Origin of the sequence: Acinetobacter sp. BWR-L5 (assembly GCF_039655985.1) — a bacterium.
GTDB lineage: Bacteria > Pseudomonadota > Gammaproteobacteria > Pseudomonadales > Moraxellaceae > Acinetobacter > Acinetobacter johnsonii.
Window position 1 is genome coordinate 12582 of record NZ_JAGFEV010000015.1, and the last position, 26210, is coordinate 38791.

Below are 26210 nucleotides of genomic sequence, written 5' to 3' on the forward strand. Positions count from 1 at the left end.
GAATAAGTCATGAAAATAAAGCACATGTGTTGTCATCAACGGGTTACATTAGGTGAGATAAGTAACTGTATATAGAGTACTTGATGACAATAACATGGATTCTTTTTACGCTTATGGCCGCTTTTATGCAGGCTTGGCGCAACGCTTTTCAAAAGCAACTCAGTACAACTGTTGATGTTTATGGAGTGACTCTAGCGCGGTTCATCTTTGCTCTACCTTTAGCACTAATTTACATCAGTTGTCTTTACCATTTCCAACCTGTAATAGAGTCCGTCCATTTCAATCTCCGTTTTGCTATTTATGTGCTTATTGCGGCATTGAGCCAAATTGCAGCAACAGCATTGATGGTGCAACTTTTTAAGCAAAAAAATTATGCAATTGGGGTGGGGCTTGCTAAAAGTGAGGCAGTACTTGCCGCGATTATCGCCGTGCTCTTTTTATCCGATCATCTAAGCCTTTTAGGCTGGTTTGGGGTTGCTGTCGGAGGCTTAGCAGTATTTTTAATGTCCAAAGGGCGGGACTTTTCTGATTTTCCCGTACAAACCTTATGTATAGGTATCGGTAGTGGTTTATGTTTTGCCATTACCTCGCTCTTGGTCCGTGAGGCCAGTTTAGAACTAACAAATTTACCGTTTATTCACCGTGCAGCTTGGGTGCTTTTAATGGTGATTGGGACACAGTGTTGTTTACTTTTAATGTATTTGGGGATATTTCTCCGTGCGACATTATGGGCTATGTGGCAGCGTATTGGACTTACATTTCGTGTCAGCTTATGTAGTTTTTTGGCGTCACTGGGTTGGTTTAGTGCCATGAGTATGCAGTCCGTGCCCATTGTAAAAACTTTGGGGCAGATTGAGATTATTTTTAGTATGTTGATTTCAGCCTACTTCTTTAAAGAAAAGCTGGCACGTGCTGAACATCTCGGTATTGTATTGGTGGTGATTGCTGCATTTTTAGTGATTTGGGCTTGAAGTCTGATCTTTACACAGCCCCTGTCATTCATTTGTAATGACACCAACCATTCAAAATATAATTTAACTGCCGTGTTACTAGTCTTCAACTCAAAAAAAAATAGAGATTAAACCCATGTCTAGGTTTAATCTCCAAAGCCTATACTTCTCGTAAAATTCAATTCTGAGGCCAAAATTTAGATGTTTATATCAGTGTAACAAGCTTCAGATTCTTACTGAAGAAGGTAATTTTGATCTGCACCGACAAAGAAAATAACACCTATACAAAAAAGCCCACAGTAAATCGCGAACCAGATAATCATGTTTTTAAATGCTTTATCTGAAATTGAACTATCTGCATATTTTGCTGGTTTTTTTGAGTCTAGATCTTTCATGGTTACTGCACTCAACTGAGGTAATGAGTACATTATGCAAAGCAAACAACTGATGAAACAGGTACAAAAACAAGATTAAAAAAATATAACAGATGAAGCAGAATTGCTCAGGGCTGTTATAGTCTAAAGCCTGTGTGACACACTATGTAGATATCAGTAACTTGCTTTCAGTTTCTAGAGTCCGACCATTTAAAAATACAAACAAAATAAAAATGACCTTATATTTAAAATACCACTCATGAATTTTATACATACTGAATCATTAGAAATGATCATTTCATTCATGACTGTAATTTTTGTACATTAACTAAAATAGACCTTGTCTGCGTAGAAATAAAGTACTTGAACCTTCAGCATGACATTTAAGTTTAAAACGATATTTAGAGAGCATTATGAAAAATTTTGAAAATAAAGTGGCTGCGATCACAGGCGCAGGTTCAGGCATTGGTCAGCAGTTGGCGATTCAACTGGCTAAACAAGGTACACATTTGGCACTCAGTGATGTCAATGAACAAGGTTTGGCGGAAACCTTAAACCACGTCAAAGATTATCCTGTTTCAGTCACGCTCACAAAACTAGATGTTTCAGACCGTAAGGCAGTAGAGGACTGGGCAAAGCAGTGTGAGCAGGATTTCGGACAGGTCAATTTAGTTTTTAATAATGCAGGGGTCGCGTTAGCGAGTACTGTTGAAGGCTTAAGTTATGAAGATGCCGAGTGGATTTTCAACATCAACTTTTGGGGTGTGGTGTATGGAACCAAAGCTTTTTTACCCTACTTGAAACAAAGTGGCTCTGGGCATATTGTGAATATTTCAAGTTTATTTGGGCTCACTTCTCAACCTACTCAAAGTGCCTATAATGCGACAAAGTTTGCTGTCCGTGGTTTTACCGAGGCACTGCGTCAAGAGTTAGATTTGCAAGACTGTGGCGTCAGTGCAACTTGTGTTCATCCGGGTGGGATACGTACCAATATCGCCAATAGTGCACGAATGAGTGACAGTATTCGTGCATTGGGTATGAACCCTGAGCGTGCCAGCCGTTCTTTCAATAAAATGCTTAAAACCCCGCCAGATGTGGCAGCACAGGCCATTTTAAAGGCTGTGAAAAAAGATGAGCGCCGTGTCTTAATTGGAACAGATGCCAAAATTATCGATCTGGTACAGCGTATTACACCAACAGGCTATACACAGGCCATGAACTTTTTGACAGGAAAAAAACGCCGTAAATAAAGACGTATTCACATGAAAGATGATTTTATCGTTTTAACCGAGTATGCTAAATCGAGTAATTTTTAATTTAAAAAAAAGCTTCGATTTCAATGGTGAAGCATTCCGTTAAATAAAATGATAAGGAGTCCTACATGAGTGGTTCTCATAACCATGATCACAGTCATGTTGAAGTGACTGCAAAAAATGCCAAGAAATTAACCATTGCACTTGCTCTGACGTTTACCTTCTTAATTGTGGAAGTGGTTGCAGGATTTATCACGCAAAGCTTGGCCTTATTGTCCGATGCAGCGCATATGTTTACCGATGCCGCTGCTTTAGCGATTGCTTTAGCAGCCATCAAAATTGGGCAAAAACCTGCCGATGATAAACGTACTTTTGGCTATCAACGGTTTGAAATCTTGGCAGCTTTGTTTAATGCCATGATGTTGTTTGTGGTAGCCATTTACATTTTATATGAAGCCTATCAGCGTTTTAGTCAGCCACCCGAGATTCAAAGCTTGGGGATGTTGGTTGTCGCGGCTTTGGGTTTAATCATCAACCTAATTTCAATGAAAATTTTGGTGTCGAGCAGTCAAGACAGCTTAAATGTGAAAGGGGCATATCTTGAAGTGCTGAGTGATGCCTTGGGTTCTGTGGGCGTGATCATTGGCGCACTGGTGATTTATTTCACAGGTTGGATGTGGGTAGATACTGTTATTGCGGTGTTGATTGGCTTTTGGGTCTTACCTCGAACTTGGGTGCTACTGAAACAAAGTATCAATATTTTGCTCGAAGGTGTTCCAAGTGAAATTGATATCGAATCTTTACGTAATGACTTGCTGGCTTTAGAGGGTGTACAAGGCATTCACCAGCTTAAAGTTTGGGCTATTACTTCTAAGAATGTGCATTTAACAGCGCATTTGATTGCACCTGATGTAGATCAGAGAGCTTTATACCACCAAGCTGTGGAGTTATTGGGGCATGAGCATGGGATTACGCAAGTGACTTTGCAGATTGAAGAAGATGAATGCCATCCACACCAACATGAACATAGTCATTAAAAAAGACTTGACCTTAGACTTAGTCTAGGCTTTACAATAGCGTCACTTTATTTTAGTACGACATTATGCGTTCTACCACATGGATTAGCGTCTTAGTTGCTTTATTCATGTTCCAAAGTCTTTGGAACGTGGCGGCAGCTTTTTGCGTCCATGAAGAACAAAAAGCTCAAGTCGTGACACAACAAAGTTTTCATTTTGGCCACCATCAAACTACCTTGTGTGTGTCTGATGATAAGGCACACCAGCAAAGCAGTGCCGATAGCCATACTCAAACGGCAAATGATCAGTTTGAATTGAGTGAAGACCATCAAGATCATTTGCCTTCAATGGCACATTTGATTATTCCGAAAGAAAAAAACTATCAACTGCCGCTCGCGTTTGAAGTTCGCGAACCTCCACAGTTTTTTTGGCACAATGCCTATCAAGCTCCTGATTTATTGGGACAACATCCTCCTCCTGAACTTTCCCCGCTAATGGTGGGGTAGCCTAAAACATTTCCCACCACTTCTTCTAAAAATTAGTGGGAAAAAGCATGTCAAATCAATTTAAGGCGTTTATACGCCAAGCCCTTGCTGTGGGCATAACAACAGCCGCGATGCAATGGAGTTTTGCCGAACCGATCAAGACTTTGGATGAAGCTTTAGCTAAAGTAGAGCGCTATCAAAATCAAAGTGACATTGGGCAACAGCGTCAAAGCATTACAGAGCTGAACATCAAAAACAGTAGTCTATGGCAAAACCCAAGCTTAAATATCAATCAAGATGGTTTTGGTCCAGATACTGATCGTGAGCTCAGTATTGCCATCAGTCAGCCCTTAGATGTGTTTGGACAGCGTAAGCTTAATCAAAAACTCGCAGAAACAGCGCAGCAACAAGGGCAGTTACAGCAACAACTGTGGACAGCACAAAGCCAATTGGTGGTGAAATTTGCATGGTCTCAGTTGGCTTTGGCACAAGTTGAAAAATCGCTGTATGCCGCACAACTCAAAGTGAGTCATAACAATTTAGACAGTGCCAAAAAACGTTATCAGGCGGGTAGTATTGCTTTGGTTGACTATGAACGTGCGCAAATCGAAAGTTTGGATATGCAGCGCTTATACCAACAAGCGGTACTGGCAGAACAAGTAGCACAGCGTCAACTCTCAAACCTTTGGGGCGAAACCAAAGCCGATATTCAACTCAATGCGACCTCAATGCCATGGCCAGATCAAAGCGATGCCACAGTACAGCGCTATATTGCTGAAGGTTGGTTGGAAAAGCTATATGCACTGAACATTCAACAGTCCAATTTAAACATTGAAAGTTTAAAAGTGCAGGCGCGTCCCAATCCGACCTTAAATGTCGGCATGAAACGAAGCCAAGCACCGAATGAAAGTAGTGATACCACATTAGGTGTCGGCGTGGATATTCCGCTGAATATTTTTAACCGCCAGCAATACAGCATTCCGATGGCCCAGCGCCAGCAAAGCTTGTTGAATCAGCAGCAACAGCGCGAGTTAAAACAGCAGATTTTAGATATCGCCAATGCCATGCATGAACTCAAAGGACTAAAACAGCAGTTCAGTTCGATGAGCCGACAAACCACTTTGGCAGAACAAGTGCAAGTCCGTACGTTGCAAGGTTTTAAAGCGGGAAAACTGTCTATTACCGACATTCAACAAGCCAACTCACAACTGCAAAGCATACGCCTTGGGCAGTTGCAGTTATTACGTCAAGCTTGGCAGACCACATTGACCGCAGAAGCACTCAGCCTAGGTACTAGCTACGAACAGATCAGTAGTTCAGATGCTTATAGCCAAATCAGTAAAAATTCGATCGCACAAATACAAGACCTCATCCTTGGTGGAGCACAATAATATGCAACTAAAAAACCAATTTGGAAAAATATCACAGCCATTGATGATTGGGCTTTTGCTTCTAGTAACACTCCTTATTGCTATAGGAATTTGGTTTAGCTCAAAAGATAAAACCACCGATGAGCATGCGCATGCCGAACATGAAGAATCTGAACATGCGGATGAACCCGAGGCAGAAAAAGGACATGCCGAGGAAGGTGAAATTCAACTGACGGCACAGCAACTGACAGAGCAAGGCATTCAAATCGCTTCAGCTCAACAAGGTGTGGTGTCTCAAGTCACCGTTCTACCCGGAAAGCTTGTGGTTAATACCGATCAGCAAGCTCATATTTCGCCAAACTTTGGTGGGCATGTGGAACAGGTGAATGTTGAGCTTGGTCAAAACGTACAAAAAGGACAAACCTTAGCTGTATTGTCTGTCCCTGAACTGATCGATCAACAGGCCAATTTGCGGATGGCACAAGCCAGTTTGGATTTGGCACGTCAAGATTATCAACGTGAACAGCAGTTATGGTCACAGGGCATTTCTGCCAAGCAAGACTACCAACGAGCAGAAAATGCTTACCGACAAGCGCAGATTACTGTGCAATCGGTGCAAAGCCGTTTAAATGCATTGGGTGCAACAGGTGGGGTAAATGGTCGTTTTGCCATTAAAGCACCCATTTCAGGTGTGATTAGCCAAAAAGATATCGTAGTGGGTGAAAACGTACAATTGGCCGATCAACTTTTTGTGATTGAACAATTTAAAGAGTTATGGCTTGAGTTTAATCTGCCTGCTCAGTACTCAGGTCAGTTACAAGCCAATCAGAGTCTGACATTTAAGCCGAATGCTTCTGAGCAAAAATATGAAGCCATTATCCAAAGCTTAACCTCTCAAGCCGATGCACAAACAGGACGCTTGGTGGTACGTGCTAAATTAAAAAGCCAAGCGGCGGAACTACGTCCAAATGTTTTAGTGAATATCTTTTTAGACAATACCAGTTCAAAAACAGCGCTTCGCGTCCATAAAAGTGCTATTCAAAACATTGAAGGTCAAACTTCGGTATTTGTGGTCGACGCTGAACAAAAAGGACAAGTGCATTTGAAAGCGCAGCCCGTTCAACTTGGGCAAGCTTCAAATGATGGTCAATGGATTGAAGTCGTTTCAGGCATAAAAGCAGGACAACGCTATGTCAGTCAAGGCAGCTTTGTTCTTAAGTCTGAACTCGAAAAAGGCGAGGCTGATCATGCACACTAATCATGATTTACCCAAGCCTGAAGGCTTGTTTGAACGAATTATTCAGTTCTCTATTCAAAATGCAATTTGGGTCATGCTCTTTGTATGCACGTGGATCGCGGTCGGGGTTTATAGCTATCAAAAACTGCCGATTGATGCAGTGCCCGATATTACCAATACGCAAGTACAAATTAATACCCAAGCCAATGGTTTTACCGCACTGGAGGTTGAGCAGCGGATTACCTATCCAATTGAAACTGCAATGGCGGGTATTCCAGATTTACAGCTGACTCGTTCTATTTCACGTTATGGTTTGTCCCAAGTCACTATTGTATTTGAGGATGGCACAGACATCTATTGGGCACGTCAGCAGATTAATCAGCGGGTACAAGAGGTCAAAGCAGATTTACCCAGTGATGTTTCCCCAACCATGTCACCAGTTTCGACGGGTTTAGGTGAAATTTATCAATGGGTCATTAAAGCCGAACCGAGTGCAAAAAAAGCCGATGGTACAACTTATAGCGCGATGGACTTGCGGGAGATCCAAGATTGGATCGTTCGTCCACAATTGCAACGTGTTGCGGGGGTGGCCGAGGTCAACAGTATTGGTGGATTTAACAAAACCTATGTGGTTGCTCCCGACTTAAACCGTATGCAACAGTTAAATATTTCCTTAAGCCAACTGCAAACCGCTTTACAGGAAAATAATGAAAACCGTGGAGCGGGTTATATTGAGGAAAATGGTCAGCAACTCACAGTGCGTGTTCCGGGGACACTCAACAGTCTTGCAGACATTGAAAATACAACGGTTGCCAGCCCAAATGGGAACCCCATTCGTGTTGCAGATATTGCACAGGTTTCAATTGATCATGACCTCCGAACAGGAGGCGCAACCTATAACGGCGAAGAAGCTGTACTCGGCATCGCTATGATGATGATGGGGGAAAATAGTCGAACGGTGTCTAAAGCTGTAGATGCCAAAATTCAGGAGGTGCAAAGCAGTTTACCGCAAGGTGTCACAATAGAAACGGTTTATGACCGCACGACTTTGGTGGAAAAAGCCATTAAAACGGTACAAAAGAACTTGGTCGAAGGCGCAATCTTGGTGATTGTGATCCTCTTTTTATTCTTGGGTAATATTCGTGCGGCGTTAATTACAGCCTGTGTGATTCCACTGTCTATGCTGTTTACTTTAACGGGTATGGCACAGCAGAACATCAGTGCCAACCTGATGAGTTTGGGTGCATTGGATTTCGGTATTATTGTCGACGGTGCAGTGGTAATTGTTGAAAACTGTATTCGGCGTTTAGCCCATGCACAACAACTGCTCAAACGACCGTTGACTCAGTCGGAACGTTTTAAAGAAGTGTTTTTGGCAGCACGCCAAGCCCGCCGGCCACTCATTTTTGGTCAGCTGATTATTTTGGTGGTGTATTTACCGATTTTTGCACTGACTGGTGTAGAAGCAAAAATGTTCCACCCAATGGCTTTGACTGTTGTACTTGCACTCGTTGCAGCCATTATTTTGTCGATCAGCTTTGTACCTGCGGCTGTCGCACTCTTTGTTAAAGGTGACATCAAAGAAACTGAAAGCCGTTGGATGCTGTGGCTAAAGGATCGTTATCAGCGGGTATTGGACTGTGCCTATCAGTATAAAGCGGTGGTTTTAACCTTTGCACTGTGCTTATTGATGTTGACGGGATTACTTGCAACGCGTATCGGCAGTGAGTTTGCACCACAACTGAGTGAAGGTGACTTTGCTGTACAGCAACTGCGTTCCCCAAGCACTGGTTTAGAAGAATCACTTCGTATTCAGGAAAATACGGAAAAGCTACTTCTGAAGAAATTCCCTGAAATACATGCTATTTTTGCGCGAACAGGCACGGCTGAAGTGGCGACCGATGTGATGCCACCGAATATTTCAGATGGTTACGTCATGCTGAAACCCCGCGATGCATGGCCAAATCCAAAAGAAACACTCGATGAACTGCGTAGCCGTATGCAGGCCTATTTAGCAACATTGCCCGGTAACAACAGTGAGTTTTCTCAGCCAATTGAACTGCGTTTCAATGAGTTAATATCGGGTGTACGTAGTGATGTCGGTGTCAAAATCTTTGGCGATGACATGCAAGTGTTAAATACGGAAGCTGAAAAAATCAGTAAATTGATTCAACAGGTTTCAGGCAGTACCGCCGTTAAAGTTGAACAAACGTCGGGTTTACCTTTGCTCAATGTGGAAATTGATAAAAGTTTAGCAGCTCAATATGGCTTAAGTGTCAAAACCATACAAGACTATGTGTCAGCAAGCATTGGCGGACAAAATGTTGGTGAAATTTTACAGGGTGACCGCCGTTTTGACTTTGTGATTCGGCTCAGTGAGCAAGACCGTAGTGTCAGTGGGATCGCGCAACTGCCAATACAGCTTCCAAATGGTGGCAGCATTCTGCTCACCGATATTGCCACTGTAAAAATGATAGATGGCATCAACCAAGTCAGCCGTGAAAATGGCAAACGTCGTGTGATTGTCACGGCGAATGTTGAAGGGCGTGATTTAGGTTCTTTTGTCACAGAGGTACAAAATCAGCTTAAGCAGTATCCGTTACCAAGTGGCTACTGGATTGAATATGGTGGTCAGTTTGAAAATCTGGCCTCGGCGCAGGCTCGAATGCAGATTGTAATTCCACTGGCGTTACTGACGATCTTTATTTTGCTGATGGCCGTTTTCCATAACGTCAAAGAAAGCTTGCTGGTGTTTACTGGTGTTCCATTTGCCTTAACTGGTGGTGTGCTTTTCTTGTGGTTAAGAGACATTCCTTTGTCGATGTCGGCGGGTATTGGTTTCATTGCCTTGTCTGGCGTTGCCGTTTTAAATGGGTTGGTCATGCTGACCTTCATTAAAGAGTTAAGAGGGCAATACCGCCTGCATGAAGCCGTTTGGCAAGGAGCGATTTTGCGATTAAGGCCTGTTTTAATGACCGCTTGTGTGGCGTCTTTAGGTTTTGTTCCCATGGCGCTTGCCACGGGCACAGGAGCAGAGGTTCAACGTCCACTGGCGACCGTGGTGATTGGTGGAATTATTTCTTCGACGTTATTGACCTTGGTGCTATTGCCAGTGTTGTATCGTTGGATGAATGCAAAGAAAGAAACGAAAATTTAACCCTTTAATCAACTGAAGCATGGGGAGGCAAAATAGCCTCCCCATGCTTTTTTTATGCTACTTGATGTCAGTCTGATCGCTTTTGGGAGTTAAAATGGCAAAACTGTTATAGTCTGTTATATTTTATTCACAAAGAACTGTATCTGTCCTTTCGTATAGGAAACCTTAGAATAATGAATATAGATAGAGCGTTGAGGTATTGGAAATGAACTTTTTACTGAAAAAAAATAGAGCTTGGTTTGTATTCTTTATCATTACTTTATATTCATTTCTTGGATTTTTTCTTGGATTTATCATTTGGGAATACTTTTTGAAGTAAATACTAACGCTAAAGAAAACTAAGGCAGCTAATACTTCAAAAAGTGATCTGAATCTTACTTTCTGACTACCAGACTCAACTCCTAACGAGACAAGTCTGGTTGTTTAAACTTTAAAACTTCCATTGTACCGAGATAGATGCATTTAAAGGGTCGCCAGGTTGAATCCACATATCACTATAGCTTGCAACATAGTACGTTTCGTCTAAGAGATTGTGCACATTGAACTGATAACGTAGCTGATCTGTTGGCGCATAATAAGCATTTAGATTCAACAACGTGTACTCAGGTAAGTTGAATCCGTTATCTGTACTGTGTCCACTACGTTTGCCCACATAGATCGCCGTTGCACCGAGTCCAACTTTGTCTGCATTAGCAAGGTTCCATTCATAGTTGCTGCTAACAGAACCACTATGTTTTGGTACATTGCTGAGTCGTGAACCTTTAGCAAGACTCTGGTCTTTTTCCACTTGAGCGTCTGTATAGCTATAATTGGCACGTATAGAGAATTGATCATTGAGCTGTGTCTCTAAATCCAACTCTAGCCCCTTACTTGAGACTTCTCCAGCGGTAATTTGATAGTTACTATCTGCTGGATCTGTGGTTAAGACATTCTCTTTATCCATTTTAAAGAGGGCTAAGCTCAACAAACTCTGTGGGTTAATCCGATATTTCCCACCAATCTCATAGCTTTTGCCTTTTTCAGGGTTAAACACATCGCCATTTCGGTCCATGCCACTGTTGAGCGCAAAGGATTCTCCATAGTTGGCGTACCATGACCAACGATCATTCAGTCGGTAGTTTAAACCCAAGCGTGGACTGGTTTGTTGTAAATCCTTTGTATTGGATGTACCTGCAAGTTTATTTTGAAAGTCTTGGGTGACGTGATCAAAGCGCGCTCCAAACAGCACACTCCATTGATCATTGAGGAAAATTTGATCTTGTAGATTCAGTGCAAAATAGCGTTGCTGTTCTTCGGTGTTAATGAAAAGTGGAAGCTCGGGTAAGTATTGTCCATAAATAGGAGTATAGATATCAATGCTATTTGGCACGCTACTGCTGTGGTTTCGACGCAGTTGTAATTGACGATACTTCATCTGCCCAAGTTCAGTGCTCAAAAGTACTTCATGACGGGCCCAGTCTTGTTGGACCGTCCCAAGAACTTCAGTTTGAAAGAGAATGTCATCACTTTTATTATCACGGTAGCGACGCTGGCGCTCTAATGTCCGTCCATCACTTTGTATCCGACGAGGTTCACTGGAAAAGCCTTTGAGCTGAGTATCTTTCACACTAAGTGCATTATTCATTTTCCAGTCATCATTAAACTGATGTGCAAGTCGAAGTTGATAGAAATGATCTTTTTGAATATGATCCCCATCATCAGGTTCACCTGTAAATGTTTTAGGGTCCATCACGAATTGTTTTTGATAACTACTTACACCACGGTCGAAGGTTCCATCTTGTCGGGTAAATTCGCTGTCAAAATCTAATCGGGTTGAATCTGAAATTTTCCATGTGAGTTGAGGGGAGAAAAACCAACGCTCACTCTGCACATGATCACGAAAACTTTGGTTATCTTCATGTGCGACCGCAATACGATAAGCCACAGCATCACTGATTGGGGCAGTATGTTCAAAACTAGCACGGTATTTTTCTAAACTATTGGCACGTAAATTGACTTCTGAAGAACTTTCCCATTCAGGCTTTTTAGTGTTGATATTCAGTAGACCGCCAGCTTCCCCGCGGCCATAGAGCGCAGCCATTGGACCTTTTAAAAAGTCGAGAGATTCAATATTCAGCATATCTCGCGGAGCGCTGAGACCACGGTTGACACTCAGACCATTTCTGATGATTTGTGCCCCAATATTGGGGTCTGTACTAAAACCTCTAAATGAAAAGTTATCCCAAAAGCCGCCACCATAATTGGTTTGACTATAGACCCCGCTCACTTGCGTGAGTGCATCGTCAATACGTTGCACATCTTGTTGCTGAATTAACGCTTTAGATAACACACTTCGACTAAATGGCACGTCTAAAATGTCATGTGAAAACTTAGTCATTGCGGTGCTTTGTTGAAGGTTTTCACCCTCAGTTTCGGCTTGTAATTGGATGGTCTGGAGTACTTCTGTTGAAGTTTCGGCCCAAGTGAAAGAACTCAGCAGGCTTAAATATATGCTTGAGGAAAAAAGAGAGAATTTATTCATCATGAAGGAGAGTAGTTTAGACTTTGTATTGTTATGTTATAACATTTTAATGGATTTATAGTTAAAAAATCACTCTAAAATTAAAAAATATCTTAAAAAAATGAAATAAATCAACCTAAGCTTTTAGGTTCCAATCCACAATACACTGTTTCAAGTCAGATAAATTCCCATCTACCATATGCTGTATCAAATACGACTGAAGATATGGAACGCAGATCTAAGTTATAATTTAAAAGCATGTGGTTAAACTATAAACTCAATTTCTAAATCTTCACACTCAAAGCTATCTCCAATAATTTAAAAAAAGCTGAGATATGTTGAATAATGTGCTTGTTCATTCTACAAAAATTGTGAATACTCATGCCGCAAAATTCAGGCTGTAAATTTATCTTTTGGGGTTAGCAACGACAGTGAAAACGTATCCATTTTCTCGTTTACAAAAAGCATTATTGGCGGTTGGTTCATTTTCATGTCTAGGGCTGAACTCGGTATGGGTACATGCGGCAGAAGAAAGTGATGTGGAGCAACTTGCAACCATTACAACCACTGCTCAGACTGAACAATTGGCTTATTATCAGCCCAAAGTTAATTTGTCTGGGTTTGGCCGGCAAAACCTTGCAGCCATTCCTGCATCTATTCACACCGTTACTGCTGAACTGATCGCAGATCAACATGCGAAAACACTGGGCGATGTGGTAAAGAACGATGCGTCCGTTGGGGATGGCTATGCACCCATTGGTTACTATGCCAACTTTGTGATGCGTGGATTTAGCTTAAATGCGGGATCAAGTTATTTACTGAACGGTAATTTGCTACGCGGTGAGCAAAATGTAGCGCTTGAAAATAAAGAGCAAGTTGAAATCCTAAAAGGCATGAGTGCGATTCAAAGTGGGATGTCAACGCCGGGCGGTGTGGTGAACTATGTGATCAAACGCCCCAAAGATGTTCAATCTTTAACCCTTGAAGCAGACAGTCATGGCGGCAGCCGTGTGGCGACTGACCTTGGTGGATGGTTTGGAGACAATCAACAGTTTGGTTATCGCGTGAATGCAGCTTATGAAGATATTCACCCCTATGTTGAACATGCCGATGGAAAACGTTTGTTTGGCTCCTTGGCTTTAGACTGGAAAATTTCAGATCGTTCAAAACTCGAATTTGATCTTGAATCACAGCATCAAAAACAGCGTTCGGTACCAGGTTATCAGCTACTTGGTGGTGAAACTGTGCCGACAGGAGTGGAATGGGATCGTTTGCTGGGTTATCAAAACTGGAGCAAACCAATCACCAATGAAAGTCTAAATACGAGTCTGAAATATAGCTATCAAATCAATGATAACTGGAGCAGCAATTTGTCTGCTTCACAAAGTCGTGTGGTCGTAGATGATTACTCAGCCTTTGCCTACACCTTTGATACTGATGGTAACTACGATATTTATGATTTCCGTAGCCCAGATGACAGTTATCTAACCAATCAATTTAAAACAGGCTTAAATGGAAAATTCAACACTGGAGCATGGCAACATAACCTGAGTTTAGAATTGTCACATGCCTACAAACGCCATACTCAGTATGATGCAATCAACGAATGGATAGGTTCAGGAAATATTTATAATGATCCTATTAGCTATACGCCTACGGATAAAACCTTAGGTAATCATTACAAATCTCTGGATAGTCAACAAACAGCCCTCAATGTGTTAGATCAAATCGAATTTAATGATGCATGGTCAGTTTTGCTGGGCGGTAAGCTTTTACATTTAAATGAAAGTGCCTATGCTGCAGATGGCAACAGTATTCGTGATACCGACTTTAATCGCTTCTTGCCACAGCTCGCGTTGATGTATCAGCCTTGGCAGAACACTCATCTGTATGCTTCTTATGCCAAAGGAATCAGCGACGGCAGTCAAGCGCCATGGTCTGCCTATGGTAATCCGGATAAAGGCATCGTAGGAAATGCCTTTGAAACTTTAGCACCAAGACGCTCAACTCAATATGAGTTAGGTCTTAAACAGCAATGGCAAGAGCTACTGTTTACTGCCGCATTGTTTGACTTAACACAAGATCATCAATATACCAACTTAGACAATTACTATGTCACCGATGGTGAACAGCATAATCTAGGTTTGGAATTGGGCTTGCAAGGTCGTGTTGCTGAAAATCTGGATATGACATCGACTTTGGCACTGACCCGTTCACGTTTGGAAGATATACAGGTAGATGCTTATAAAGGGCATCAAACTCAAAATGTACCGACGGTTCGTTTTGCCAGTCATGTGTCTTATCAAATGCCTCAAATAGAAGGTTTACGTTTACTCGCAGGTATGCAATACAGCAGCAGTAAATATGCCAACAAAACGGGGACGGTTAAAGTTTCAGGCTATACCGTATTCGATGCGGGTGCAGCTTATAACTTCCGTGCTTATGGTTATGACAATATGCTTCGCCTGAATGTGGACAACCTGTTCAATAAAAAATACTGGCGAGATGCAGGAAGCTTTTTCGGGGATGATTATTTATTTCTGGGTACACCACGTACAGCACAATTTTCATGGACTGTGAACTTCTAATAAATAGTTTTAAATAAAAAAGGTATATTGAAGAATATGCCTTTTTTATTTTTACTAGCTTGTTATGAAAAATAGTGACGAAATAACGCAGCTGAAATAATACCAGCAGCAATTGCAACTAACGGCTTTTTCACAAGTAACATGACCAATAAAGTAGTCCCTAAAGCCAAACGTGCACCGTTATCTCCCTCAACTGCAATAGGTGCTAAAAGTGCAACCAATACGGAACCAGACATAGCGGTAATAAACCGTTGAACCGTATCACTGATAGGGACATACGACATAATAAACACGCCGCCCCAACGGGTCACAAGAGTGACTATGGTCATAATTAGAATAATGGTCAATGGGTATGCGGTACTTAGCTCGATATTCATATATTTTTCTCTTTCCAAAGTAGGCCAATCACGCCCCCAGCAAGTGCACCGATAACAACATGGCTATTTTTGGGTAGATACCAATACGCCAATAATGAAATACAGGCCGATGCGATCCAAATTAAAACAATACGAATATCTTTTTTCCCACCAATCACCATCGCCAATAAAAAGCAAGACATAACCATATCGAGACCAAAAGCATTTGGGTTTTGAATGGTATTGCCAAAATATAACCCAAGCCATGTGCCAATAATCCATGCTACCCAAAGGGCCAAACCGCCGCCGAATAACAACCCAAAGCCAGATTGACCGCGGTTAAAGGCTTGCAAAGATAGCGCCCAGTTTGCATCGGAAATCACCAGAAGGATGCTATATCTTTTCATTGGAGAAAGATGGCGCAACCAAGGATAAAGCGAAGCACCCATTAATAAGTGACGTGCATTAATAAAAAAGACGGTAATAATGAGAGGAAAGAGAGAAATTTTTTCTCCCCATAACTCTAAAGTGGCAAACTGAGATGCTCCCGCAAAGACCAAAGTACTCATTAACAGACTAGAGTCATTACTTAGGCCTGTATGTGTCGAAGCAAGTCCAAAGGCAGCACCAAAAATAATAACGAAAAGTGAAATTGGTAGTAGGCTTTTAAAACCAGACCAAATATCTGAAGAATTGAGGCTATAAAGCGCTTGAGTTGTATTACTCAAAAGAATTTCCCTTTCATTATTGGTTGAGTATTCACACGAAATTATTATTTGCAAAGTAAAATAAATACGTTGCAGCATATGTAAGATATAAATTATGCGCTCAATAACGAAAAATGAAAAACGCATAAAACTCAAGTATACTATTCGAAAAACGAATACAAGTAGATTTACTTGAACTTAAAAGACCTCCAGATAGATTGGTTAAAATGTTTTGTAACTGTGGTAGACATGGGAACCCTGTCGCAGGCAGCTCCTGAACTTTATCGCTCACAGTCTGCGGTCAGCATGCAACTCAAAAAATTAGAAGAAGCCCTACAGTGTCAACTTTTAATTCGATCACATAGACAAATTGAGTTAACCGCAGAAGGACAACTTCTTTTAGGTTATGCCAGACGAATTTTAGATTTGCACCATGAAACGCAACAAGTTTTTCATAAAGATGAACTGGTGGGCCGAATTCGACTTGGTGTCCCCGATGAGTATGCCGCTCAATACCTCACACCAGTTTTGAAACGTTTCGCTCCACGCTATGGGGGCGTTGAAATTGAACTTTATTGCGAGCAATCTACGTCTTTGATTCCACGCATAGAAAGAGGTGACTTAGATTTAGCGCTTATTTCACGTGACGATTCACGGCAGGGCACATTATTGTTCCATGAACCAATGGTTTGGGTGGGTTCAGCCCAGTTTGATATTTGGAAAAATGACCCTTTGCCTGTAGCCGTCTATGAAAGTACCAGTTTGGCAAAACGTAGCGCGATTCACTCTCTAGCTTTACAAGGACGCCGTTACAAAGTTGTGTACCATAGTTCAAGTTTAGTCGGGCAAATTGCGGCTGTTGAAAGTGGCCTCGCTGTAGCTGTGTTGGCCAAATGCAGTGTACCTGCACATTTGGATATTTTAGGCGCTGAACATGGTTTAGGCCCTTTAGAACCAATGGAAGTTGCTATCTTTCGTAGTCGTGCCTCACAGGGTTCAAAGGCAGTCAATCATCTATATGAGTTATTAATCAAAACCTTAAGACAAGCAACGGTTTATTAAAATACAAAACCTCAAATTTTGTAGATTAAAGTCTGATTTTACTCAGCCGCCAATATCACCAATAAACGCCAAGGGCTGTTCAAATCGCTTTAATATCAAGTTTTATATCACTCACAGTCAAAATATCAGCCATTCATAGCTGCTGAGTGGTTGCATAGGTCAGATCATTCATGATGAACCTGATGGATCGCATTTAAGAAATGTGATCGACAAAAAATACAATTTCTAGATCTATACAATCCGATCTTTTTCCAGTAATTTTACTATGGTATGAAAAATGCTAAGAATAAAATGACTCAAAAAGGATGACTTATGAAAAAAACAATTTCAGCTTTAACACTCAGTTTAAGCCTATTACTCCCATGTGCAGCATTTGCCAAAAATAATGTTGTTGTTGTCGCTACTGGCGGAACGATTGCAGGTGCTGGTGCAAGCTCTACCAATAGTGCAACTTATACTGCGGCAAAAGTTCCTGTAGATGCATTATTAAATGCGGTTCCCCAGATTCAAAACCTTGCCAATGTGACTGGTGTGCAGGCAATGCAAGTTGCATCAGAAAGTATTACGGATAAAGAATTATTATCCCTTGCACGTCAAGTCAATGACTTGCTTAAAAAGCCTGATGTGAATGGTGTCGTGATTACACATGGAACAGACACCCTAGAAGAAACAGCTTTCTTTTTAAATTTAGTGATTCATTCAGACAAGCCGATTGTATTGGTCGGGTCAATGCGTCCAAGTACTGCACTTTCTGCTGATGGCCCGTTGAACCTTTATAGTGCGGTTGCACTTGCTGCCGATGATAGTGCAAAAGGTAAAGGAACTTTTGTGCTCATGAATGACGACATTTTTGCAGCACGAGATGTTTCAAAAACAATTAATATCCATACCAATGCATTTATGAGCCAATGGGGTGCGCTCGGAACCTTAGTCGAAGGAAAACCATATTGGTTTAGAAATACAGCAAAACGTCATAATAAGAGCTCAGAATTTAATATTGAAAATATTAAAGGCGATAGCTTACCGCTGGTACAAATTGTTTATGGTTCAGGCAATATGTTGCCGGATGCATACACGGCTTATGCGAAAGCAGGGGCTAAAGCCATTATTCATGCAGGTACAGGGAATGGCTCGGTAGCCAATTATATTGTCCCAACATTAACTGACTTACAAAAAGAAGGTGTGCAAATTATTCGTTCATCTCGCGTACCTCAAGGTTTTATTCTTAGAAATGCAGAACAACCAGATGACAAATATGGTTGGGTCGTCGCACATGATCTTAACCCGCAAAAAGCTAAATTACTTGCTGCACTTGCTTTAACAAAAACAAAAGATGCAAAGGAAATCCAACGCATTTTTTGGGATTACTAAACCCAATAACTGTGAACTCGCATAGTAATGCTTTTAGTAATGCTTTTCAGCTAAGCACCTTAAAAATTTAAGGTGCTTTTTTAGCGTCTATTAAATAGATTAAATTCATCGACTCTATATTGAATAAATATTTAACAAATCAATAGCAATCTATATTCACCATCCTTTTCAATAGGTGCTCTATGCACACAAGGTAAGACTTTTTGTGTAGGATGATCTACCGCCAAACGCCAAAGATGGCCTAAGCCTAAATTCACAGGTTTTGCATTCGGTTTAGGTTGATAATGCAGGTCGAAAAAGTACTCTTCTAAGAAAGTTTCAAACTCTGTTTCTGGGCCGTCATGTAGTTCCTTGAGTTGTTCTCTGATTTTTGGAATCAAAATCTTTTGCTCGACCTGATCATTGGGCACGATATCACTTGCAGCGCCGTGGTAGGTACATAAGAAAGTATCTGTTTCAATCGGTGAGCGATCAATATGAAACGAATATACATCTGTTGAAATAAAATCTAGCTCGTCATCTCGTTCATAACATTTTAGTAAATTAAGTGTAGGGGATGCACCGAAATCAGCTAAGAGCTGAATATCACTTAAGAGAATATCCCTTGCTAAATTTCCTTGTTCTGAAAGTTCCAATGCTAAAAGATCGTCAACGGAAACTTCTGTAATATTCTCTTTTAACTCAAGTTTAGCCACAATTTCTTTAAAATCACCAATCAAATCCCTATGCCAGCAAAGTGCATTCATCTCTCCTTGAAATTTGGAATTGACAAGTTCAGAAAAGTTAGAAACCACTCCAATTTGAGGGATGTCAGAAAACGGATTTTTCATCTTAGGATTTAATACATCATCAACTAGACCTAATAATACCCCAGCTTTATTAGAATATTGTAGACCAACACTATTAAGTGGATTAAAGAAATCAAAATTCAGGTGTAATGAATGATGTGAAACAGAGATTTTTATTGTTTAATAAGCTAAAGACAGTTAAGCCTAAGAAATTTTTATAAAAAAATTGGTGATATCTGTACCGAAAGTTACTGGTAATGTAAAAAATTGGGGAAAATAAATTGAGAATAAATCATAAAGTTTTGATTTTAATGATGCTAAATGGAATATTTCTTCAAGCCTGTGATCTATCTACAGATAAAACTCAAAAAGTTGCTCATGAAGAAGAAAAGTCTTCTGATTTTACTCCGCCAATGGGACCTTATGGATTACCTTACCGCGTAGGAAATTTGGGAGGTAAACCCGTAAATTTGAGTGAAGGCGTAAGTGCAGATTATGAATTGTGCCCTGTATGGGAGTGGAGTAAAGCTGAGCCTGAATGTAAACCACGATCAAAACGTAATTATGACTCAGTTATAAATTTTATTGCTTTCGAGATACGTTATACCGATGAGACATTGCTTGTTACATATGTAAAAGCGCCACAAGCTAAGACCTTAGATAAGGAATATAGAATACAGGATGCATCACCAGACACACCCTGGGTAAATGTATTTGCATATGCTGGTAATAGATATGTGAAGGATGGGGATATGAGGGCTCTACTTGATAGAATTATAAATAATAAACCATTAACTAGTCCATCAGGAGGTTTAAATTACATTAGAGTATATAAAAAAACAGATCACTTAAATTATGGCTTGGAAAAATATATTCCAGATCAAAAGTGGATATCTCAATATGGGTATGAAGATACTGATGATTTATACGTATCTATGGAAAAAAATAAGAATGAAGACATATCAATTATCAATTGCTCAAACCATCCATCCTCAATACAAAAGTGCAAACTCAGATTTATTTTAGAACCCGAGTTGAAAGTCTATGTTCATGCGAGTTTCAGTAAAAATCATTTAAAAGATTGGAGAGAAATTCAACAAAGTGTTAAAGCGATGATTTTAAGTTTTACAGTACAAAAAACTGTAACTTCCCATATTGAATAGAGGATTTTTTATGACTACCCGTTGGATTATGAGCGCCATTAGCAACAACTTCAATTAATTCATGTTTTTATCTTTCATCCATTAAATAATTAAGTAGCTGTACCTGATCTATAACCTTAGTCTTAATACAACCTAAGCTTGATCCTGTATCAGCTACTTAATTAGATAAAGCTCTTTCCTTTATTCATGTTCTCTACGAAGACTCAATGAAAGCTCATCCCAACGTTGTATCGCTGCGTCCATTGCTTGCATTTTAACATGGCCAAAACCACGTACATCTGCTGGTAATTTAGCAATTTGCTCAGCTACAGATAAGTCATAGCTTTCAGGTGTAGAGCTGATGGCTTTAACAAATGCAATATAACGATCACGCCAAGCCTGTTCTTTTTGACGTTCTTGCTGTAAAGCAAATGGATCAAGAAAAGTTTCTCTGAGCCACTGTAGGCGAGCAAGAATCATCATCGGAATACGCATCCAATATCCGAAAGCACGTTTGCGTATGGTGCCATGAGCACCCAAAGCTGGCGGTGCTAAGTGATAGGTTAATCGTAAACCTTGACCAAACTGGGTTTCAATCGATTGTTTAAGGCTTTTTCCTGTGAGTAAGCGTGCAACTTCATATTCATCTTTATACGCCATGACTCTATATAATTGTGTCGCAATGGTTCCAGTTAATTCTTCGGGTAAAACTTTGGTAGCTTGTTCCATCAGAGTTCGATACTGAGCTGCATAATCTTGATTCCAATACTCAACCAAACGAGCAGAGCGATCTTGAATGAGTTCAGCCAGCGTGGTTGGTTTATTCGTCGTTGGTATCGTTGCAATAATGCGTTTGGCTAAGTCAGGATCACTCATCAGATGACAACCGATACGGAAAGCTTCAAGGTTTTTTTCAGTAGCCGTATCATTTAAATGGATTGCCTTTTCAAGACTTTCACGTTTCAACGGAATTTGACCTGCTTGCCAAGCCATACCAAGTAAGATTTGATTTGCAAAGATTGCATCACCTAAAACCTGTGTGGCAATACGTGTTACAGGTAAAGATGTGAGTTTTCCTTGAGTCGTTCGACCACGAAGTCGGTGAATCAAATCTGTAATTGGCGCATACCAATCACGAGATTGAAGGAAATCAGAAGTAGGGGAACCATCTTCATTGACGATGACAACAGCATCCGCTTTTAAGCGAGAAAGTGCTGCATTACTACCTGCGACAATCGCATCCGCACCGATCAAAAGATCACATTGTCCCGCAGGGATTTTAGTTGCGGAGATTTGCTCATCTTCAGTCGCGAGTTGTATGTAGGAATAAACCGTACCCCCTTTTTGAGCAAGTCCAGCCATATCCATGATACGTGCAGCTTTACCTTCCAAATGAGCAGCCATTCCCAATAAAGCACCCGCTGTAACTACACCTGTACCACCAACACCGCCGACCAATATACGGATGGGCTTTTGATCAAGTTCAGGAAGGATAGGCTTTTCTGGCCAGCCAGCTTCTATACCTTTGAATATTTCTGGGCGTTTCATATCACGAGTATGGACTGTGACAAAACTTGGACAGAAACCTTCGACACAAGAAAAGTCTTTGTTACAACTGCTTTGATTAATTTGACGTTTGGTTCCTAATACCGTTTCAACGGGTTCAATCGATAAACAGTTCGATTGTTTAGAACAGTCACCGCAACCTTCACAAATCTCACTATTGATAAAAATGCGTTCAGCAACATCAGGATAAGCATTGCGTTTACGACGACGACGTTTTTCACTGGCACAGGTTTGAACATAAATTAACGCCGTAACCCCAGAAATTTCACGTAATTTGCGTTGCACATCGTCTAGCTCATTTCTGTGGTAAATCTCGACATGAGCAGCAATACCTTCTTCGGCATGAATCAACTCAGGTTCATCTGTGACAATGACTTGTTTTGTAATTCCTTCAGCATCAAGTTGGCGTGTTAACTGCGCCACGCTGAGATGACCATCGACATGCTGCCCACCGGTCATTGCCACTGCATCGTTATAGAGAATTTTGTAGGTCATATTGAGTTTTGCAGCGATGGCCTGGCGGATAGCCAGATAGCCTGAATGGAAATAGGTTCCATCGCCTAGATTGGCAAAAATATGCTTTTCATTGGTGAAATGAGAAGCACCAGCCCAACTTACGCCTTCACCACCCATTTGTGTGAATGTTTCTGTTTCATGATTCTGTAACACGGCAATAAAATGACAACCGATCCCGCCCAGTGCACGACTGCCTTCTGGTAATTTAGTAGATGAGTTGTGAGGGCAGCCACTACAGAAGAAAGGTTTACGTTCTGCAATATCCAGAACACGCTGTGACTCATGCTCTGCTTTTTGTAACAGGTCAACTCTATTTTGAATTTGCGATTTTAAGCTTTCTGGCAGATCTAATTTTAAGAATCGAGCGGCCAACATTTTTGCAATCGGTTCAGGTTGGAATTCATAGTGACCAATCAAAGGCGCTTCATCAATCGATGTACTCCATTCACCTTTTCCATCACTCGCTTTACCAATGATACGAGGTCGTTTGCCATCTGGAAGCGCATAGAGTTCATCTTTAATTTGAGCTTCAAGAATAGGGCGTTTTTCTTCTACAACAATCAGCTCTTCTAAACCTTCGGCAAATTCACGCAGACCTTGCGGTTCTAAAGGCCAAATTAAAGCAACTTGATATACTCTCAATCCGAGCTGTTGGGCCGTTTCACCTTCAATTCCGAGAATGCGTAAAGCTTCAATCGTATCTAAATAACCTTTACCACTTGCTGCAATACCAATACGGGCATCAGCACAATGCCATGTGACCTGATTCAGTTCATTTTCACGTGCATAGGCCAACACAGCGGGTAAGCGATATTGATAAAGGCGTTCTTCTTGTTGAATGCCGTGATCAGGCCAACGGATATTGACACCATCTTCAGGCATTTGAATATTTTGGGGTAAAACAGGAGTAACTCGATCTAAATCCACATGAACAGAAGCCGAGGTTTCGACGATTTCACTGACTAACTTCATCGACGTCCATACACCCGCAAAGCGTGACATGGCTACCGCATGAGCACCTAAATCAAGAATTTGTTGTATTGAAGTTGGGTAAAAAATTGGAATGCCACAACCGATCATCACGTGCTCTGACTGGTGTGGAATACTTGAAGATTTACAAGAATGATCATCCCCAAAAAAGGCAACCACGCCACCTCGTTCTGCTGTTCCAGCAAGGTTGGCATGACGGAGAACATCTCCAGAACGATCTACCCCTGGGCCTTTTCCATACCACCATGCGGTCACACCATCATATTTACCTTGACCTGCGAGATTGGCTTGTTGGGTACCCCAAATTGCTGTAGCAGCGAGATCTTCATTTACGCCAGATTGAAAAACAACATGATGGTCTTTGAGTATGCCTTCAACTTGCCAGAGAAAATTATCATAATTTCCTACAGGGGAACCACGATAACCTGAAATAAAACCAGCAGTATGATAACCGTTTATAGTATCCCGCCGTGTTTGTGCGAGTGGTAAACGCACCATGGCCTGAATACCTGTCATGTAAGCAGTACCGTCATCACTGAGATATTTATCTTCAAGTGACACATCCTTGGTTGGAATTTTATTTGGGGTAAATTTTGTCGCTATATTCATTTATATCTCCTTTGAATTTTGTAGATCGAGCTACTTTCTTTTCTCAACATCCCGTTGAATATTTGGAGTAAATGACATACTCGAAAAAAGATTGATCAGTTCAACTTAAGACAATGAAACTGTTCAATGTATGTACATTAATGTCATTGTGGGTGATCCAGACTGGTGCAACAATGCGTAATTAAGAAAAACATATTTACGTTATGCGCAAAAATCTTGAGGGTGGATTACTCCACGCAATGCATGCTTTCCTAAAAGTCATTGATAGTGGAAGCTTTACCGCTGCCGCAGAGCAGATGGAACTGACAACAGCGCAAGTGTCTCGACTCATTAGCGAGTTAGAAGGGCGTTTAGGTACAAAATTACTACAACGATCGACCAGACAGCATGCATTGACCGATATTGGTGCAGCTTATGCAGAGCAATGCCGTCAAGTGCTTGCAATGGTGGAAGAAGCAGAAGCTCAAGCCATGGGAATGGCAAGCAAACCGCAGGGCAAGTTACGTGTTTTAAGTATGGCCAGTTTTGGTCATCATTATGTGTCTCCGATGCTGGCCGAGTTCTGTCAAACCTATCCAGAGCTTACGGTTGAATACCGTACTTCGCAGAATGTACCAGACCTTTTAGCCAAAGGAATTGATGTCAGTTTATATCTCACTGAATCTTTGGCCGACTCAAGATTTGTTGCTCGCCGAATTGGAACAATATTTTCATTACTCTGTGCATCGCCAGCCTATTTAGAAAAATATGGCGAACCAAAATCATTAGATGATCTACAAAAACACGCATGTTTAAGATTGGTGAATCCATCTATTACACCGCAATGGCATCTAGTCAGTGAAAACAGTTGTTCATATCAAATCGATATTACAGGGCAGTTGATTGCTGACACACCAGAACTATTATTAGACATGGTGCAGCAAGATATGGGCATAGCATTACTTCCAACTTTTGCTGTGATTGAGGCTATACGTACTGGGCGATTGCGCCGTGTCTTAACAGACTGGAGATCACCTGATATTGGTGTTTATACCTTACTGCCATCGCGTCATTTTATTGATGCTAAAACAAGAGCATGGTTAACCTGGGTTGAGCAGCATATTTCACCTAAAATTCAGAGTGATACAGAGTATTTTTTATAATGCATGCTGTCCATAATCTTCAATTTATTCTTTCACTTCTTGTTGTATCCATCCAACAAATTTTTCAATAAGTGGTGAGTTTTCCTGACTGGAATGTATTAAATAATATGCTCGCTTTTTTTCTAGTTTTTTAGTCGAAACCATAACTAATTCCTTTTTTTGTAATTCTTTTTTGATAAGCATTTGTGGAATTAACGCCATTCCCATACCATGATTAGCAGCAACGGCTAACATTGAAAATAATTCATGACGTTGACCATGGTTAGGGTTAGGGTGCTTTATTGGATGGAGATTAAACCATTCCTCCCAAATATGAGGTCTTGTCGTTTGTTGTAACAACGGAAGTTCTATTAATTGTTGTGCACTTAAATCAAAGCTATTGATATTAATCATCGTAGCATCAGGAAAATAGTGTGTAATTAAGCTAGGTGCGCATACGGCAACCACATCTTCATGCATTAAAAAGTGGCTACATGTGCCAGGCCATTGTTCAACCTGTTGAGGTGTACCTGCATAAATAGCAGCATCTAGAATATGGTCATTAAATAAAAAAGGTCGTGTACTAGTTTCTAAATGGACAGTAATTTCAGGATAAAGTTGATTAAAGGTTTGTAACTTTGGCAACAACCAGCGTGTAGCAAATGTAGGTACTACCCCGAGTTTTAAAGTACCTCCTTGCCCTTTATGCGCAATAACATCTAGTGTGGTCTGTTCTAATCCCTTTAGATAGGGTGTAATACTTTTGAAATATTGCTGGCCGACATATGTTAGTTCTACTCCATGGCGTGTTCGAGTAAATAAAGGAACATCTAAATAGTTTTCTAGTTGTTGTATTTGTCTCGAAACAGCACTTTGAGTTAAAAATAGTTCTTGTGATGCATGCGTATAGCTAGCATGACGTGCTGCTGATTCAAAACATAAAAGTGCTTGCAAAGAAGGAATTTTGCGACGCATATATCATCCTTGAAAATATTAAGATATCAATAAATTACATATCATTATGTTATGACTATACAACTTAAGTATAAAAA

The 26210-nt window shown here is 40.8% G+C and carries 19 protein-coding genes; 13 read left to right on the forward strand and 6 right to left on the reverse strand.

What is annotated here, in order from left to right; all coding sequences use genetic code 11:
- Positions 1–83 precede the first annotated feature (83 nt).
- From JZ787_RS17305 to JZ787_RS17340, 8 genes are all read left to right on the forward strand, one after another.
- Positions 84–971, forward strand: a complete 888-nt coding sequence (locus JZ787_RS17305; RefSeq protein WP_346312966.1) for a DMT family transporter — start codon at positions 84–86, stop codon at positions 969–971.
- Between the two features lie 766 nt (positions 972–1737).
- Positions 1738–2574: an SDR family NAD(P)-dependent oxidoreductase gene (locus JZ787_RS17310; RefSeq protein ID WP_346312967.1), complete on the forward strand. Its 837-nt coding sequence runs from the start codon at positions 1738–1740 to the stop codon at positions 2572–2574.
- 131 nt (positions 2575–2705) lie between these two features.
- The gene (locus JZ787_RS17315; protein ID WP_184118789.1) at positions 2706–3614 is read left to right on the forward strand and encodes a cation diffusion facilitator family transporter; all 909 of its coding nucleotides are present in this window, start codon (positions 2706–2708) and stop codon (positions 3612–3614) included.
- A 65-nt stretch (positions 3615–3679) separates the two neighbouring features.
- Positions 3680–4099 carry a cation efflux protein, CzcI-like gene (locus JZ787_RS17320; RefSeq protein WP_346312968.1) on the forward strand — a complete coding sequence of 140 codons (420 nt, stop codon included), beginning with the start codon at positions 3680–3682 and terminating at the stop codon, positions 4097–4099.
- 47 nt (positions 4100–4146) lie between these two features.
- Entirely contained in the window at positions 4147–5469 is a 1323-nt protein-coding gene (locus tag JZ787_RS17325; protein ID WP_346312969.1) for a TolC family protein, read from the forward strand.
- Between the two features lies 1 nt (position 5470).
- On the forward strand, positions 5471–6706 hold the full coding sequence (locus JZ787_RS17330) for an efflux RND transporter periplasmic adaptor subunit (protein WP_346312970.1): 1236 nt from the start codon (positions 5471–5473) through the stop codon (positions 6704–6706).
- Positions 6696–9842, forward strand: a complete 3147-nt coding sequence (locus JZ787_RS17335; RefSeq protein WP_346312971.1) for a CusA/CzcA family heavy metal efflux RND transporter — start codon at positions 6696–6698, stop codon at positions 9840–9842. The genes JZ787_RS17330 and JZ787_RS17335 overlap by 11 nt, the downstream gene beginning before the upstream one ends.
- Positions 9843–10047: 205 nt before the next feature.
- Positions 10048–10161 carry a hypothetical protein gene (locus JZ787_RS17340; RefSeq protein ID WP_010326689.1) on the forward strand — a complete coding sequence of 38 codons (114 nt, stop codon included), beginning with the start codon at positions 10048–10050 and terminating at the stop codon, positions 10159–10161.
- Positions 10162–10272: 111 nt separating this feature from the next.
- Here the strand turns inward: JZ787_RS17340 and JZ787_RS17345 are convergent, their stop codons facing one another.
- Entirely contained in the window at positions 10273–12366 is a 2094-nt protein-coding gene (locus tag JZ787_RS17345) for a TonB-dependent siderophore receptor (protein ID WP_346312972.1), read from the reverse strand.
- A gap of 407 nt (positions 12367–12773) precedes the next feature.
- Here JZ787_RS17345 and JZ787_RS17350 point away from each other — a divergent pair, with 407 nt between their 5' ends.
- Complete coding sequence (locus JZ787_RS17350) at positions 12774–14930, forward strand: TonB-dependent siderophore receptor (protein ID WP_346312973.1); 2157 nt, start codon at positions 12774–12776, stop codon at positions 14928–14930.
- Between the two features lie 62 nt (positions 14931–14992).
- On the opposite strand, the gene JZ787_RS17355 is transcribed toward JZ787_RS17350, so the two are convergent.
- The gene (locus JZ787_RS17355) at positions 14993–15307 is read right to left on the reverse strand and encodes an AzlD domain-containing protein (protein ID WP_218288828.1); all 315 of its coding nucleotides are present in this window, start codon (positions 15305–15307) and stop codon (positions 14993–14995) included.
- On the reverse strand, positions 15304–16014 hold the full coding sequence (locus JZ787_RS17360; protein ID WP_234950158.1) for an AzlC family ABC transporter permease: 711 nt from the start codon (positions 16012–16014) through the stop codon (positions 15304–15306). The genes JZ787_RS17355 and JZ787_RS17360 overlap by 4 nt, the downstream gene beginning before the upstream one ends.
- Before the next feature lie 171 nt (positions 16015–16185).
- On the opposite strand from JZ787_RS17360, the gene JZ787_RS17365 reads away from it, so the two are divergent.
- Together JZ787_RS17365 and JZ787_RS17370 are read left to right on the forward strand one after the other, a co-directional pair.
- On the forward strand, positions 16186–17055 hold the full coding sequence (locus tag JZ787_RS17365) for a LysR family transcriptional regulator (protein ID WP_346312974.1): 870 nt from the start codon (positions 16186–16188) through the stop codon (positions 17053–17055).
- A 312-nt stretch (positions 17056–17367) separates the two neighbouring features.
- Positions 17368–18426, forward strand: coding sequence for an asparaginase (locus JZ787_RS17370; RefSeq protein ID WP_062034786.1), 1059 nt, complete (start codon positions 17368–17370; stop codon positions 18424–18426).
- 131 nt (positions 18427–18557) lie between these two features.
- On the opposite strand, the gene JZ787_RS17375 is transcribed toward JZ787_RS17370, so the two are convergent.
- Positions 18558–19256 (reverse strand): DUF1826 domain-containing protein, encoded by a 699-nt coding sequence (locus JZ787_RS17375; RefSeq protein ID WP_346312975.1) that lies wholly within the window; start codon positions 19254–19256, stop codon positions 18558–18560.
- Between the two features lie 239 nt (positions 19257–19495).
- Here JZ787_RS17375 and JZ787_RS17380 point away from each other — a divergent pair, with 239 nt between their 5' ends.
- A complete protein-coding gene (locus JZ787_RS17380; protein WP_346312976.1) occupies positions 19496–20377 on the forward strand; it encodes a hypothetical protein in 882 nt (293 codons plus the stop codon).
- Positions 20378–20557: 180 nt separating this feature from the next.
- Here the strand turns inward: JZ787_RS17380 and JZ787_RS17385 are convergent, their stop codons facing one another.
- A complete protein-coding gene (locus tag JZ787_RS17385; RefSeq protein ID WP_346312977.1) occupies positions 20558–24037 on the reverse strand; it encodes an indolepyruvate ferredoxin oxidoreductase family protein in 3480 nt (1159 codons plus the stop codon).
- A gap of 203 nt (positions 24038–24240) precedes the next feature.
- On the opposite strand from JZ787_RS17385, the gene JZ787_RS17390 reads away from it, so the two are divergent.
- Complete coding sequence (locus JZ787_RS17390) at positions 24241–25179, forward strand: LysR substrate-binding domain-containing protein (protein WP_346312978.1); 939 nt, start codon at positions 24241–24243, stop codon at positions 25177–25179.
- 24 nt (positions 25180–25203) lie between these two features.
- On the opposite strand, the gene JZ787_RS17395 is transcribed toward JZ787_RS17390, so the two are convergent.
- Positions 25204–26133 carry a LysR substrate-binding domain-containing protein gene (locus JZ787_RS17395; RefSeq protein ID WP_168159821.1) on the reverse strand — a complete coding sequence of 310 codons (930 nt, stop codon included), beginning with the start codon at positions 26131–26133 and terminating at the stop codon, positions 25204–25206.
- Between the last annotated feature and the right edge of the window lie 77 nt (positions 26134–26210).